15 protein-coding genes are annotated in these 13627 nt (G+C 73.1%); 4 read left to right on the top strand and 11 right to left on the bottom strand.

Translation table 11 applies throughout. The annotated features are described in order from the left end of the window. Positions 1-17: 17 nt before the first annotated feature. Positions 18-2174, top strand: a complete 2157-nt coding sequence (locus BJY16_RS22025; protein ID WP_185041478.1) for an alpha-galactosidase — start codon at positions 18-20, stop codon at positions 2172-2174. Further along, positions 2171-3400 carry an ROK family transcriptional regulator gene (locus BJY16_RS22020; RefSeq protein ID WP_185041477.1) on the top strand — a complete coding sequence of 410 codons (1230 nt, stop codon included), beginning with the start codon at positions 2171-2173 and terminating at the stop codon, positions 3398-3400. The genes BJY16_RS22025 and BJY16_RS22020 overlap by 4 nt, the downstream gene beginning before the upstream one ends. Before the next feature lie 33 nt (positions 3401-3433). Here the strand turns inward: BJY16_RS22020 and BJY16_RS22015 are convergent, their stop codons facing one another. The 5 genes from BJY16_RS22015 to BJY16_RS21995 all read right to left on the bottom strand — a co-directional run bounded on the left by BJY16_RS22015 (position 3434) and on the right by BJY16_RS21995 (position 6732). Further along, the gene (locus BJY16_RS22015) at positions 3434-3670 is read right to left on the bottom strand and encodes a 2Fe-2S iron-sulfur cluster-binding protein (RefSeq protein WP_185041476.1); all 237 of its coding nucleotides are present in this window, start codon (positions 3668-3670) and stop codon (positions 3434-3436) included. Beyond that, positions 3661-4617 (bottom strand): FAD binding domain-containing protein, encoded by a 957-nt coding sequence (locus BJY16_RS22010; protein ID WP_185041475.1) that lies wholly within the window; start codon positions 4615-4617, stop codon positions 3661-3663. Before BJY16_RS22010 ends, BJY16_RS22015 begins: the two co-directional genes overlap by 10 nt. Before the next feature lie 107 nt (positions 4618-4724). Continuing rightward, the gene (locus BJY16_RS22005; RefSeq protein ID WP_185041474.1) at positions 4725-4913 is read right to left on the bottom strand and encodes a DUF3072 domain-containing protein; all 189 of its coding nucleotides are present in this window, start codon (positions 4911-4913) and stop codon (positions 4725-4727) included. Positions 4914-4973: 60 nt separating this feature from the next. Beyond that, entirely contained in the window at positions 4974-6116 is a 1143-nt protein-coding gene (locus tag BJY16_RS22000) for an erythromycin esterase family protein (protein ID WP_185041473.1), read from the bottom strand. Between the two features lie 64 nt (positions 6117-6180). Beyond that, positions 6181-6732: a TetR/AcrR family transcriptional regulator gene (locus BJY16_RS21995; RefSeq protein ID WP_185041472.1), complete on the bottom strand. Its 552-nt coding sequence runs from the start codon at positions 6730-6732 to the stop codon at positions 6181-6183. Between the two features lie 48 nt (positions 6733-6780). Here BJY16_RS21995 and BJY16_RS21990 point away from each other — a divergent pair, with 48 nt between their 5' ends. After that, entirely contained in the window at positions 6781-7218 is a 438-nt protein-coding gene (locus BJY16_RS21990) for a nuclear transport factor 2 family protein (RefSeq protein WP_185041471.1), read from the top strand. 108 nt (positions 7219-7326) lie between these two features. After that, positions 7327-7944 (top strand): hypothetical protein, encoded by a 618-nt coding sequence (locus tag BJY16_RS21985; protein ID WP_221502019.1) that lies wholly within the window; start codon positions 7327-7329, stop codon positions 7942-7944. An 828-nt stretch (positions 7945-8772) separates the two neighbouring features. Here the strand turns inward: BJY16_RS21985 and BJY16_RS48495 are convergent. The 6 genes from BJY16_RS48495 to BJY16_RS21955 form a co-directional block, all read right to left on the bottom strand. Beyond that, positions 8773-9036, bottom strand: a complete 264-nt coding sequence (locus BJY16_RS48495) for a hypothetical protein (RefSeq protein ID WP_185041470.1) — start codon at positions 9034-9036, stop codon at positions 8773-8775. A gap of 380 nt (positions 9037-9416) precedes the next feature. Beyond that, complete coding sequence (locus BJY16_RS21975) at positions 9417-10682, bottom strand: alpha/beta fold hydrolase (protein ID WP_185041469.1); 1266 nt, start codon at positions 10680-10682, stop codon at positions 9417-9419. A 23-nt stretch (positions 10683-10705) separates the two neighbouring features. After that, positions 10706-10900, bottom strand: coding sequence for a hypothetical protein (locus BJY16_RS21970; protein ID WP_185041468.1), 195 nt, complete (start codon positions 10898-10900; stop codon positions 10706-10708). A gap of 86 nt (positions 10901-10986) precedes the next feature. After that, positions 10987-11799 (bottom strand): ABC transporter ATP-binding protein, encoded by an 813-nt coding sequence (locus tag BJY16_RS21965; RefSeq protein WP_185041467.1) that lies wholly within the window; start codon positions 11797-11799, stop codon positions 10987-10989. Beyond that, the gene (locus BJY16_RS21960) at positions 11796-12674 is read right to left on the bottom strand and encodes an ABC transporter ATP-binding protein (protein ID WP_185041466.1); all 879 of its coding nucleotides are present in this window, start codon (positions 12672-12674) and stop codon (positions 11796-11798) included. Before BJY16_RS21960 ends, BJY16_RS21965 begins: the two co-directional genes overlap by 4 nt. After that, entirely contained in the window at positions 12671-13627 is a 957-nt protein-coding gene (locus tag BJY16_RS21955; RefSeq protein WP_185041465.1) for an ABC transporter permease, read from the bottom strand. The genes BJY16_RS21960 and BJY16_RS21955 overlap by 4 nt, the downstream gene beginning before the upstream one ends.

Raw genomic sequence — 13627 nt, 5'->3', positions numbered from 1 at the left:
CTGGTAGGGAGACACCCGTGGACCCCTCTCTGTTACACCTGAGCGCTGCCGGGGTGAGCCTGGTGCTCGACTGCCGGGGCACCGGGCTGCCGTCGGTGGCGCACTGGGGCGCCGCGCTCGACGACGAGCAGATCACACCGGACCTGCTGACCGCGGTCGCTCCGCAGCCGATCGGCTTCTCGGTGGACGGCGAGGTGCGGGTGTCCCTGGTGCCCGAGCAGTCGTCCGGCTGGCTGGGCACGCCGGGGCTGGCCGGGCATCGGGACGGGCGGGGCTGGGCCACGGCTTTTCAGGTCACCGGGATCGACCGGGACGCTCGGACCGTACGCATAACGGCCACCGATCCGGAAGCGGGCCTGGACCTGGCGATCGATCTGGAACTGCACCCCGCCGGGGTGCTGCGCACGCGGGCGGCGCTGACCAGCACGGCGCCCGGCGTCTACTGGCTGGAACATCTGACGGTCTTCCTTCCGGTGCCCGAGCGGGTCGCCGAGCTGCTCGACTTCACCGGGCACCACCTGCGCGAGCGGCAGCCGCAGCGGACCGCCTTCACGCACGGCCTGCGGGTCCGGGAGAACCGCACCGGCCGCACCGGCTACGACTCGGCCTACCTGCTTTGCGCCGGGACGTCCGATGTCGGTAACCGCGCCGGGGAGGTCTGGGCACTGCACACCGCCTTCTCCGGGGGCGCCCGCTCGATCGCCGAGCGCACCTATCACGGCTGGTCCGCGCTCGGTGGCGGCGAGCTGCTGCTGCCCGGCGAGGTGAGCCTCGGCGAGGGCGAGACCTATCAGACCCCGTGGCTGTACGCGGTGTACAGCGACGCCGGGCTGGACGGTGTCTCGGACCGCTTCCACCAGCACCTGCGCGGCCGCCCGCAGCACCCGGCAACGCCCCGCCCGGTGGTGGTGAACACCTGGGAGGCGGTCTACTTCGACCACGACCTGGGCCGGCTCACCGAGCTGGCCGAGGCGGCCGCGGCGATCGGCGCCGAGCGGTTCGTGCTGGACGACGGCTGGTTCGGCTCGCGCCGCGACGACACCTCCGGGCTGGGCGACTGGTTCGTCTCGCCGGAGGTCTGGCCGGACGGGCTCGGCCCGCTGGTCGACGTGGTGCGCGGGCTGGGCCTGGAGTTCGGCCTCTGGGTCGAGCCCGAGATGATCAACCCGGACTCGGACCTCGCGCGGAAGCACCCCGACTGGATCATGGCGACCGGCGCACGGCTCCCCCGGCCGGCCCGCCATCAGCAGGTGCTTGATCTGGCCAACCCGGACGCGTTCGCCTACATCCTGGGCCGCCTCGACGCGCTGCTGACCGAATATGACATCGCCTACCTGAAGTGGGACCACAACCGGGACCTGGTCGAGGCCGGGCATCCGGGCAGCGGCCGGGCCGGCGTGCACGATCAGACCCGGGCGGTCTACCGGCTGCTGGACGAGCTGCGCCTCCGGCACCCGGGGGTGGAGATCGAGTCCTGCTCGTCCGGGGGCGGGCGGGTCGACCTGGAGATCCTGGAGCGGACCGACCGGGTGTGGGCGTCGGACTGCATCGACGCGCACGAGCGGGTGATGATCCAACGGTGGACCAGCCTGCTGATCCCTCTCGAACTGATCGGGTCGCACATCGGGGCCCCGCTGTGTCACACCACGCACCGCTCGTTGCCGCTCTCGATGCGCGCCGGGACGGCGATCTGGGGTCACCTGGGCATCGAGTGGGACCTCACCCGGGCCTCTCCGGGAGAGATCGCGGACCTGTCCGCATGGGTGGCTCTGTACAAGGACCTCCGCGAGCTGCTGCACACCGGGACGCTGGTGCACGCGGATCTCGCGGATCCCGCCTTCCACCTGACCGGCGTGGTGTCCCGGGACCGATCGGACGCCCTCTACGCGATGATCGCCACGTCGAGCAGCGCGTCCTACCCACCCGGCACGGTCGGCCTGCCCGGCCTCGACCCGGACCGGACCTATCACGTGCGCCCGCAGCCGCCGGGTGACGTAGCTGACGGTAACGCCGCCGCCTGGGGCGCTGAGTTACCCTGGTGCACGCCCCAGGGGGTTCACCTGTTCGGCCGCACGCTCGGCACCGTCGGACTCCGGCTCCCGGTGCTCTTTCCTGATCGCGTCCTTCTCGTGCGCGTCACAGCGGATTCCGGCCCGGAGAAGGTGACCGAGTGAGAGAAGCAGTCGGCGCCACCGCGCCGGCCGGACGCCCCGGACGGGGCCGTCGCCCCGGCGCCCGGGAGAGCATCCTCGACGCCATCCGCGCCTCCGAGCCGCTCAGCCGGGTCGAGCTGGCCCGGATGACCGGGCTCACCGAGGCCGCGGTCTCCATGACGGTCCGCCGTCTGCTGGAGGAGGGCCTGGTCGTGGAGACCGGGCGCACCCCGACCGGCGGCAAGCCGCGCACCCTGCTGCGCCTCGACCCGGCCGCCCGGCTGGCGGTCGGCGTGCACCTGGACGAGGACGCCACGACGTACGTGCTGACCGGCCAGACCGGGGGTGTCATCTCCCGGCTGGCCCGGCCGGCCCCGCTCGGCGACGACCCGGACGCGGTGCTGACCGCGCTCGCCGCCGACATCGACGTGCTGCTCGCCGGCTCCGGCGTCGACCCGGCCCGCTGCCTGGGCGTCGGCATCGTCTGGCCGGGCCCGCACAGCGGCGGCCTGCCCTCCGACGACGTGCTGCCGCACCTGCGCGGGCTGCGCGGCGACGAGTTGGGCCGGCGGCTCTCCGCGGCGACCGGCTGGCCGGTGCTGGTGGAGAACGACGCGACCGCCGCCGCCGTCGGCGAGTACTGGGTGGCCCGGGTCGGGCCGGACCGGGCGTTCGCGGCGCTCTACATGGGCGGCGGGATCGGCGCCGGGATCGTCGTCGAGGGCCGGGCGATGCGCGGCAGCCACGCCAGCGCCGGCGAGTTCGGGCACCTCTGCCTGGAGGTGTTCGGCCCGGAGTGCTGGTGCGGCAGCCGGGGCTGCCTGGAGGTGCTGGCCGGCCCGCGGACCGTGGTGACCGCGGCCCGCTCGGACCGGGTCGCCGCGGCCGAGGCCGGTCTCGACCTGAGCCAGCCGATCCGCAGCGTGGCCGCCGAGTTCGGAGCGGTCGCCCGGGCCGCGCGGGCCGGCGCGCCGCACTGCCGGTCGCTGCTGGAGTCCTCCGCGCGCTACGTGGCGGCGGCCGCCGAGTCGATGGTCAACCTGCTCGACATCGACCTGGTCGTGCTGACCGGGCCGGGCTTCGCGGCGGCGTCGGCGATCTACGGTCCGGCGATCATGCGGCGGCTGGCCACCGCGGACGCGCGCACCTGGCACCGGAACGTGACGGTGACGGTCTCGCTGGCCGCCGCGACCGCTTCGGCGACCGGCGCGGCGGCCCTGGTCCTCCAGTCCCATCTGCGCGCCTGACCGACCGTCGCCTTTCTCACCGCCGGCCGCTCCTCAGGCGGCCGCTTCCTCGTCGGCCACCAGCACCCGCGCGCCGTCGCACTGCACCGCCAGGATCAGGCAGGTGCGGATCGCCTCGCCGTCGACCGTCGCCTCGCACCCGCCGCAGGTGCCGTCCGGGCAGCCGGGTCCCCCGGCACCGCGGTGTTCCCGCAGCACAGCGGCCAGGCTTTGATGCGGCGCGACGTCCAGTTCCCGGTGCAGCCCGTTCACGGCGAGCCTCACTCGCACCTGGCCACCGCCCGTTCCCGGGCCTGCGAGAGCGCCCTGCGGGTCAGGGTCCGGACCGCCTGCCGCCGGAGACGCCGCACGGTCTCGGTGGCCGCGACCACCCCGGACCCGATCGCCGTGCCCAGGCCGGCGGCCGGCCCGGAACCGATGGCCACCTCCAGGTCGGCGGCCGTCCCCGCCCCCGCGCCGAACGCCGCGTCCGTGTCGGCGGCGGTCGCCGCCGCGGCCCCGATCGCCGCGTCCGAGAAGTCCGACCCGACCAGCGCTCGCTCCGCGGTCCGCGCCCGTACCGGGCACGGCCCGGCGTTGACCAGCCCGATCGCCGCCGCGGTCACCCGTCCCGCGGCCACCGTCACCGCGGCGAACGCGGCCGCCTCCGGGAAGACCGTGGTGCGCCGGTCCTCGGCGTACCCGATCCCGGTGCCCGGCGCCAGCACCGGCAGCCGGCACTCGGCGAGCAGCTCCTCCGGGCGGCGGGCGGTGGTGAACGGCCCGGTGAAGAACTCCGCGGCCGGCACGGTCCGGCGCCCGGCCGGGCCGGTCAGCACCAGCTGCGCGCCGAGCGCCACGGCCACCGCGGGCCACTCGGCGGCCGGATGGGCGTACGCGAGACTGCCCAGCATCGTGCCGCGAGCCCGGATCGGCGGATGCCCGATGTGCCGCACCACCGCGCGCAGCAGCTCACCCAGCGGGCCGCCGACCGCCTCCGACTCGAACGTCCGGTGCCGGATCAGCGGCCCCACCCGCAGGAACCCGTCCGCCTCGGCGAGGGTGTCGAACCCGGCCACCCGGTTGATGTCGACCACCCGGCGGGGCGGCGCGTCCGGCGCGGTCAGCTCGGGGACCAGGCTCTGTCCCCCGGCCAGCACCGACGTACGCCCGTCGGCGAGCGCGGCCAGGACCTCGTCGAGATCGGTCGCCGCGACGTACTCAAAAGTCTGTGTCATGACCGCATGGCCCTCCCCCGGTCAGGCAACCCGCAGCGGTCACAGTCTCGGGCATCCGGGCCCCGGGGCGGGAGGGCGTCACCCCATCGGGCGACGCCCCTCCGGGGTCACCGGCCCCGGCCGGTCTTCTCCTGCAACTCGTCAATGCGCTGGGAGGCCTCGGCCTTGGTCAGGTCGTCCGGGACGTCCTCGTGCGCCTCGGTGGCCAGCGTGTTCAGGTACGACTCCTGCGCCCCGGTCGCCGGCTCGTCCCCGGTGGTCCAGTCCTGCGGATCCTTCACCCGGTTGTCAGCCATGCCGTTCACCTTCCGATCCGATCGTTCGAACGGCCGTACTACTACCCACCGCGCTGCGGCTCACACCGGCCACCACGTCTCGCCCTCGGGCACGTCCCTGACGAAGACGATCGCGTCGTGGCCGGTCAGGTGCGCCGGGTCGAGCGGGGTGTAGCCGAACCAGGGCGACACCCGGGGTACCGGCGAGCCGCCGAGCCGGCGCGGGTCGACCAGGCGCCAGTCGCCCGGCTCGGCGTAGAGCATGCCCTCGACGGTGTCCGGCGGCGGCACGTCGATCCCGCGGTGCCGGATCGCGCCGACCGCGGTGGCGACGAAGGCGTAGTCCGTGCCGAGCCGGGCGCTGACCATCGCCCCGGCGCTCCACCAGGCCACCTCCCGGCCGCCGAGGTTCATGCCGCTCCGGTGCCGCTGCAGGTGACCGTTGTTGGCGAAGGCCAGCACCGGTCCGCGCTCGGCGAGCGCCAGCAGGTTGGCGGCCATCATCGCGGCCCGCACGGACAGCACCCAGGGCAGCCGGCCCGGCGAGGAGTCGGCGAACCAGTAGTGGTAGCGCAGCAGGCCGGTGGCGGTCCGCCCGTGCAGCCGGGCGAGCTCGGTGTCCGCCCCGGGCGTCGCGTCCAGCAGGGCGACCAGGTCGTCGGCGAGCAGCCGCAGCCGGACCGCCTCGGGCGTGCGCCCCACCGAGCGCGCCGGGTCCATCATGGCGGCCGGGTCGGTCCACCGGTCGTCGTCGCCGAGCAGCTCGTCCAGCGTCGCCGCGGTGCACGGCAGCAACTCGGCGTCGACCCGCTCGGCCAGGTGGGCGTGCAGCCGGGTGAGCGCCTGCCGGGGGCTCGCCGCGAAGGCGGTCTCCAGCGGGCCGTCGAACCCGGCGAACCGGACCTGCTCGGCGGCCGGCCGCCGCTCGTTGTGCGCGCGCATCCAGCGGACCAGCTCCCGGTTGGCCGGCGACCGGCCGAACCCGTGGCTGAACCCGTGCTCCATCACCTCGTCCAGCGTGCCGGCCTCGGTCCGCACGTGGTCGTCCACGAGCAGCCCGCGCAGGCAGTCGCTCTCCAGCGCGATCGTCCGGTACCCGGCGTCCTCGACCAGCTGCCGGAACAGCTCGTTCCGCACCTCCAGCAGCACGTCCTCGCCGTGCGTGGGCTCACCGAGGGCCAGCACCCGCGGCCGGACCGGCAGCATCTCCAGAAGATCAGTCATGACCTCGACCGTATCGTTGAACCTTCGCGGAAGACTTTCGCGCGATCAGAGCAGGTGCTGAGGCTCAAACCATCAAAGCCGCGGCTGCCTGCCGAGCGGTGCTGGCCGGCTCGGCGCTGCCCCGGATGCCGGCCGTCACCATGGCGCCCTCGGCCAGCAGGAAGAGCTGCTCGGCCAGCTCCGGCGGCCGCCCGGCCGCGGCGACCCACCCGGCCAGCTGCCCGGCGAAGGCCCGCTTGTGCCGCTCCACCTGGGCCGCCACGGCCGGCGAGGTGGCGCCCGCCTCGCCGAACGCGTTGATCCAGGCGCAGCCGCGGAAGCCCGGCTCGGCGAACCACCCGCCGAGCCAGTCGAAGACCGCCAGCACCCGCTCCACCGGGTCGTCCACCCGCTCGACGAAGGCGGCCAGCCGCCCGCGCCACCAGCCGTCCCGTCGCTCCAGGACCGCCTCGACCAGGGCGTCCTTGCTCGGGTAGAGCGCATAGAGCCGTTTCAGCGCCACCCCGGACCGGGTGCGGACGTCGTCCATCCCGACCGCGCGGATGCCGCGCGCGTAGATCAGCTCCTCGGCGGCGTCCAGGACCCGGTCGCGCGCCTCGTTGACTTCGAGAACCACGGTTCTCTACCCTACCGGAGAACCGTCGTTCTCCACCCGGGAGCCAGCATGCCGCCGTTCACCGCCGCCACCGCCGCCGCCAAGGTCCAAGCCGCCGAGGACGCCTGGAACACCCGCGACCCGCAGCGGGTCGCCCTGGCGTACACCGAGGACTCGGTGTGGCGGAACCGGGACACCTTCGTCACCGGCCGGGCCGCGATCATCGAATTCCTCACCGCCAAGTGGGCGCGCGAGCAGGACTACGCGCTGCGCAAGTCGCTGTGGGCGTTCGGCGACGACCGGATCGCGGTCCGCTTCCAGTACGAATGTCGCGACGCCACCGGGCAGTGGTGGCGCAGCTACGGCAACGAGCTGTGGGAGTTCGACGGCAGCGGCCTGATGCGCCGCCGCGAGGCCAGCATCAACGACGTCCGGATCAGCGAGGCCGACCGCCGTATCTTCGGCGCCCGCCCGTCCGGCGACCACTCCGACCTCCCCCTCCACTGACCCCCGTCACCCACCCTTCGGGCAGCCCACCCGCCCCGCCGTCACCCGACTCAGTGAGCGCGACGGCCCCTCCCTTCACCAAGTCGATCTCCGCTGGACCCTGGGGTCATGACGATTTCGCAGCTAGTCCGGGGTGTCGCGGCGGCGGCCACCGTCGCGGGCCTCCTGTCCACCGCCGCGACCCCGGCGGAGGCAGCCGGCGCGGTCCCGGAGAAGGCCACGCTCCGCGAAGCCCCGCGCCACGAACCACCCACGGGCGCCCCGGCGAGCCCCCGCCCCCGCCCGCAGCACCTCACCGACGCCCAGCGCAAGCTCCTGATCGACGCCACCCACCGCTTCCGCGACGTCCGCAAGGCGATCAAGGCCGGCTACCTCCCGACCGAGGACTGCGTGCCGGGCATGGGCCTGCACTACGCCAACCCGGCCCGCACCAGTGCCACCCGGATCGACCCGGCCAAGCCGCCGATCCTGCTCTACGCCCTCGACAAGCACGGCAAGCCGCAACTCACCGGTCTGGAGTACTTCCACCCGGACGCCGACGGCGACCTGCACACCGACCGCGACCGCCCGAACCTCTTCGGCCACCCGTTCGACGGCCCGATGGAGGGCCACCACGTGCCGCCCGGCGCCCCGCCCATGCCGGTCCACTACGACCTGCACGTCTGGCTCTACCTGCAGAACCCCAACGGCGAACTGGCCACCCTCAACCCCAAGATCACCTGCTGATCGGCCCAGCCCCACCGCCGGCCCGCTCCCCTCCCGCCACCCCCTTCCCGGTACGCCCCTCCCGCCACACCCTTGCCGGTACGCCCTTCCGGCACGCCCTTCCGGCACGCCCTTCCGGCACGCCCTTCCGGCACGCCCTTCCCGGTACCCGAAGCAGTCCCTCGAGTCCGCCCCGCCGCACGACCGCCCCGCGCCGCCAATCCCGGCTGTGCCCGAGGGGTGCCTCAGCCCCGCCGAGACACCCCTCACGCCCAGCCAGCAACCGCACGGCCGAAGCACCCCAGACCGCAGCGCGGCTCACGGTCACCGGCTGCGCCACACGGGTGCCTCAAGCACCCCGAAACACCCGTCACACCCAGCGGACAACCACACCACCGCAGCACCCCAGACCGCAGCGCCGCTCACGGTCACCGGCTGGGCCACGCGGGTGCCTCAAGCACTCCGAAACACCCGTCACGCCCAGCCGACAACCACACCGCCGCAGCACCCCACACCGCAGCCCGCCTCACCGTCACCGGCTGCGCCACACGGGTGCCTCAACCACCCCGAAACACCCGTCACGCCCAGCCGACAACCACACCGCCGCAGCACCCCACACCGCAGCCCGCCTCACCGTCACCGGCTGCGCCACACGGGTGCCTCAACCACCCCGAAACACCCGTCACACCCAGCCGGCGACCCGGGACCGCGCGCAACTGCGCAGGGCGGGACGGCCTCGCGTGAGCACGCACGGCGGAGCGCAGCGCACGGCGGGGCGCACGCTCGGGCGGGGACGGCGGGCGGGGTGGGCGTACCGGAAAGCGGCGGACCGCGCCCAGGAGCGGCCCGTCAGCTGGGCAGACGGGTCGCGACCGGCACTGCGGTCAGGTCATGGGTGCGGGCCGTGGGCATGGGGATCTCGGTCGGCGACCCATGGCGCGGGATCATGATCTCGGTCGGTCCGGGACGCGGCTGCGGGCCTGGCCCGGCCGGCCGGGTGTCGAGCGCGGCGAAGGCGCCACCGGCCGCCGCGGCCACCGCCACCAGGGCGAGCAGCCCCCACAGCCCAGCCTCGCGCCGTGCTCTCCCCAGCGGAACGGACGGCGGCGTCACGGCGGATCCCGGCAGCAGGACGGGCGAGGCCGGCGGCGCGACGGGCGAGGCCGGCGGCGCGACAGGCAGGACCGGCGGCGCGACGGCCGAGGCCGGCGGCGCGACAGGCAGGAGCGGCGAGGCCGCCGGCGCAACAGGCAGGAGCGGCGAGGCCGCCGGCGCAACAGGCAGGAGCGGCGAGGCCGCCGGCGCAACAGGCAGGACCGGCGGCGCGGCAGGCGGGGGCGGCGGTGCGGCAGGCGGGGCCGGCGGCGCGACAGGCGGGGCCGGCGGTGCGGCAGGCGGGGGCGGCGGCGCGACAGGCGGGGGCGGCGAGGCGGCGGGCGGGGGTGGCGAGGCGGCGGGCGAGGCCTGCGGTGTGTTGGCGGGGGCCGGCGGCGTCATCGGGGTGCTCCCGCGGCGGCCATGCCCATCAAGCGGGTCAGCACCGCCTCGCCCGCGACCCGCAGCGCGTCGTGCTGGTAGTCGTCGGTGACCCAGGTGTGCAGGTTGCCGACGGTGGCGGCGGTCCGCAGCGACAGCTCGGCCGGCACATACATGTCGTCCGCGTAGACCGCGGCGTAGACCGGCACCTGGTTGGCCGCCAGCCGCGCCGAGTCGTAGAGCATCGGCCAGTCGTCGGCCGCGGCGAGGAGGTCGGCGGCCCCGGCGAACGGCCGCAGCGAGGCGATCTCCCGGAACATCCAGCGGTACATCATCTCGCCGGTGAACAGCAGCGGATCGGCGTCGACCGCGAACTCCGGATGGTTCTTGATCGCCCGGTCGGCCGCCCAGGCGGTCGGCTTCGTGCCCTGACCGAAGGTGAACTCCTGCAGCGCGAAGATCGGCACGTCGACGAACGCGGTAGCCCGCAGCACCTCGTGGCGGAACGTGTCGGACAGCTCGGTCCCGTGCCAGGCCTCGTCGAGGATCCAGTGCAGCTGGGCGTACCCGGTGCTGCCGCCGAACATGTTGCCGAGCAGCCGCAGCCGGCCGACGGTCAGCCGGTCGCCGTCGGGCAGCCGCACGTCCCGCTCGGCGAGGTGGTCGGCGATCCGCCGGACCTGCGCCCGGTCCTCAGGGAAAGCCCGGTAGAACTCCGCGTTGCGGGCCGCGACCAGCGGGTACGTGATCGCGTAGACGTCGTCGGCGTGCACGTCCAGGCCCGGCAGGCCACCGGTGACATAGCAGGTACGCAGCCCCTGCGGGGCGTTGACCAGGTAGTTCAGCGTGATGAAGCCGCCGTAGCTCTGGCCGAGGGTGTCCCACGGGGCGCCGCCGGCGAGTTTCGCCCGTAGGATCTCCGCGTCCGCCACGATGCTGTCGACCCGGAAATGTCGCAGGTAGGCCGCCAGGTCCGGGTCGGACAGGCCCTGGACGGTACGGGCGGTCACCGGCGTGCTCCGCCCGGTCCCGCGCTGGTCGAGCAGCAGCACCCGGTGGGTCCGCACCGCGTGCCCGATCCACCCCTCCGCGCGCAGCGGCCGGGGGCCCTTGCCGCCCGGCCCGCCCTGCAGATAGAGCAGCCAGGGGAGGTCGTCGCCGGCCCGGTCGGCGGCGACCACCTCCCGCGCGAACACCTCGATGCCCGGCCCGTCCGGCCGTCGGTGGTCGAGCGGCACGGTCACGGTGTGGTCGATGAAACGGAGTCCCGGATGAGCGATCACCCCGCCCAACGTAAACCCCGTTGTCACCAGAAGCGGCGACGGTAATGTCCGTGGTGCCGGTAGTGCCCGTGATAGGCGGGGCCGGCGTGATAAGTCGGGTAGCCACCGTAGGGGTAACCGCCGTGCCGGCCGAGCTTGTGGTTCACCTCTCGGAGCATGCTGTGCACCATCGGGTTCCTGCTGTGCTGTGCCCGGCGCTCCAGTCTCGACGCCACCATGGACAGCACCATCCGCTTGACAAAGCCCACTGCGACACTCCTGCCTGCGGGAACGTTACGAACCACGGTAGCCGCGCCGGACAAATTCACGATGGTGAGCGCAGCTGCCCGATCCTCCGTTCCGGGTTCGGCGCGGCCTCGGCGAGCGTCTTGGTGTCCTCGTGCCGCGGGTTGAGGATGACGTCGTCGGCCGGCCCGCGCTCGACGATGGCGCCCTGGTACATCACCAGGATCTCGTCGGAGAAGTGCCGGGCGGTGGCCAGGTCGTGGGTGATGTAGAGGACGCCCAGGTCCTCCTCGCGCTGCAGGCTGGCGAGCAGGTTGAGCACGCCGAGCCGGATCGAGACGTCGAGCATAGACACCGGCTCGTCGGCGATCAGCACGCCCGGCTCCGGTGCGAGGGCGCGGGCGATCGCGACGCGTTGCCGCTGGCCGCCGGAAAGCTCGTGCGGCCGCCTTTTCGCGACGTTGTCCGCAGGCGTCAGGCGGACCCTTTCGAGCAGTTCCAGGACCCTTTTCTGTACGTCCGCCTCGCTCATCCTCGGATGATGCAGCCGGATCGGCCGGGCCAGATGATGCCCGATCGGGTGATAGGGGTTGAGGCTGGCAAACGGATCTTGAAAGACCATCTGCACGGTACGGCGGTAGGCGGCCAGCCCGGCCCCGCGCCGCGCCACCGGCTCGCCGTCCAGCAGGATCTCGCCCGTGGTGGGCTGTTCCAGCTGGAGCAACAGCTTGGCGACCGTGGACTTGCCGCTGCCGCTCTGCCCGACCAGCGCGGTCGTCCGGCCGTGGTCGAGGGTGAAGCTGACGTCGTGGACCGCCCGCAGCGTGCTGCTGCGCCACCCGTCCCGCAACCGGTACTCCTTGCCGAGTCCGCGCACCTCCAGCTCGGTCACGACTTCTCCTCCCCGACCTTGACCGCGTCCAGCGCCAGCAGGTGGTCGTCCATCGCGCCGCGGACGAACGAGCCGCGCTCGCCGGTCAGGCTGGGGAAGGACGCCAGCAGCTGTTTCGTGTAGTCGTGTTGCGGATTCGTGTACAGATCGACGGCGTCGCCCAGCTCGACGATCTCGCCGTGCCGCATCACCGCGATCCGGTCGCTGATCTCCAGCAGCAGCGGCAGGTCGTGGGTGATGAAGATGACCGCGAAGCCGAGCTCGTCGCGCAGCCGGGTGATCTCCCGGAGGATCTCCCGCTGCACCACCACGTCCAGCGCGGTGGTCGGCTCGTCCATGATCATCACCTGCGGTTCGAGGGCCATCGCCATCGCGATGATCACCCGCTGCCGCATCCCGCCGGACAGCTCGTGCGGGTAGGAGCGGAGCCGTTTCCGGTCAACCCCGACGCGTTCCAGCAGCTCGGCGCAGCGCTCGCGACGCTCCTTCTTGCCCATCTCGGGCCGGTGCGTGGTGAAGACGTCCTCGAACTGGTCCTGGATGCTGATCACCGGGTTGAGCGAGTTCATCGCGCCCTGGAAGACCATCGAGATCTTCTCCCAGCGGTTCGCCCGCAGGTCCTCCGCGTGCAGCTCGTTCCAGTCGATCTCGTAGCCCTCGCGGGAGTGGAACACCGCCCGGCCCGAGGTGATCATGGCTGGCGGTTTCAGGAGACGGATGATTCCGTACGCCAACGTGCTCTTGCCGCACCCGCTCTCCCCGGCGAGGCCCAGCACCTCGCCCCGCTCGAGTTCCAGCGAGACGTTCCTGACCGCGTGCACCACCGGGTCCACCAGGTAGTCCACGCTGAAGTTCTCGATGCTCAGGACCGTCACAGCGTGGCCTCCTTCGCCTTGTCCAGCTGCTCGCGCGACATCCGCCAGTTCTTCCGGGCGGACCGGGTCTGGTGGCGCAGCTTCGGGTTGATGATCTCGTCGATCGAGAAGTTGATCAGCGAGAGCGCGGCGCCGAACAGCGCCAGCATCAGGCCCGGCGGCACGAACCACCACCAGGCGCCGAGCCGCAGGGCCAGGCCGTTCTGCGCGTAGTAGAGCATGGTGCCCCAGGTGAACGAGCCGCTCGCGCCGAGACCCAGGTAGGACAGGCCGGCCTCGCCGAGGATCGCGAAGATGACCGCGAACACCACCTGGGAGGCGAGCAGCGGGATCAGGTTGGGCAGGATCTCCACGGTCAGGATCCGCCAGCGTTTCTCGCCGGCCACCTGGGAGGCCAGCACGTAGTCGCGGTTGCGCAGGCTCAGCGTGTAGCCGCGCAGCACCCGGGCCGAGCCGGCCCAGCTGGTGATCGCCAGGACCAGCGAGACCAGCCAGATGCTCTTGTCCGGGACGTAACTGGAGATCACGATCACCAGCGGCAGGCCGGGGATGACCAGCGCGACGTTGGTGAACAGCGAGAACGCCTCGTCGACCCAGCCGCCGGCGTAGGTCCCGACGACGCCGAAGAACGCGGAGAGCAGCAGGGTCAGGACGCCCACCACCGCGCCGACGGCCAGCGAGCCCCGGGTGCCGTAGGCGAGCTGGGCCAGCACGTCCTGCCCGGTCTGCGTGGTGCCGAGCCAGTGCTCCGCGCTCGGCGGGGTGAGCCCGATGTCGTTGACCAGGGACGGATCCTGGCAGACCAGCGGGCCCAGCAGCCCGAAGAGCAGGATGGCGCCGCCGATGATCAGTCCGGCCAGGAGTTTGTGGTTGGTGAGGCGCAGTCTCCGTACGCTGAGCGCCTTGGCATTGGCGTCGATGCTCGGGTCGGCCAGCTCGGTGGTCATGGTCAT

The organism is Actinoplanes octamycinicus (assembly GCF_014205225.1).
GTDB classification, from domain to species: Bacteria; Actinomycetota; Actinomycetes; order Mycobacteriales; family Micromonosporaceae; genus Actinoplanes; species Actinoplanes octamycinicus.
Note: the sequence above shows the minus strand (reverse complement) of the source record. Positions and strands in the feature narration are given on the sequence as shown.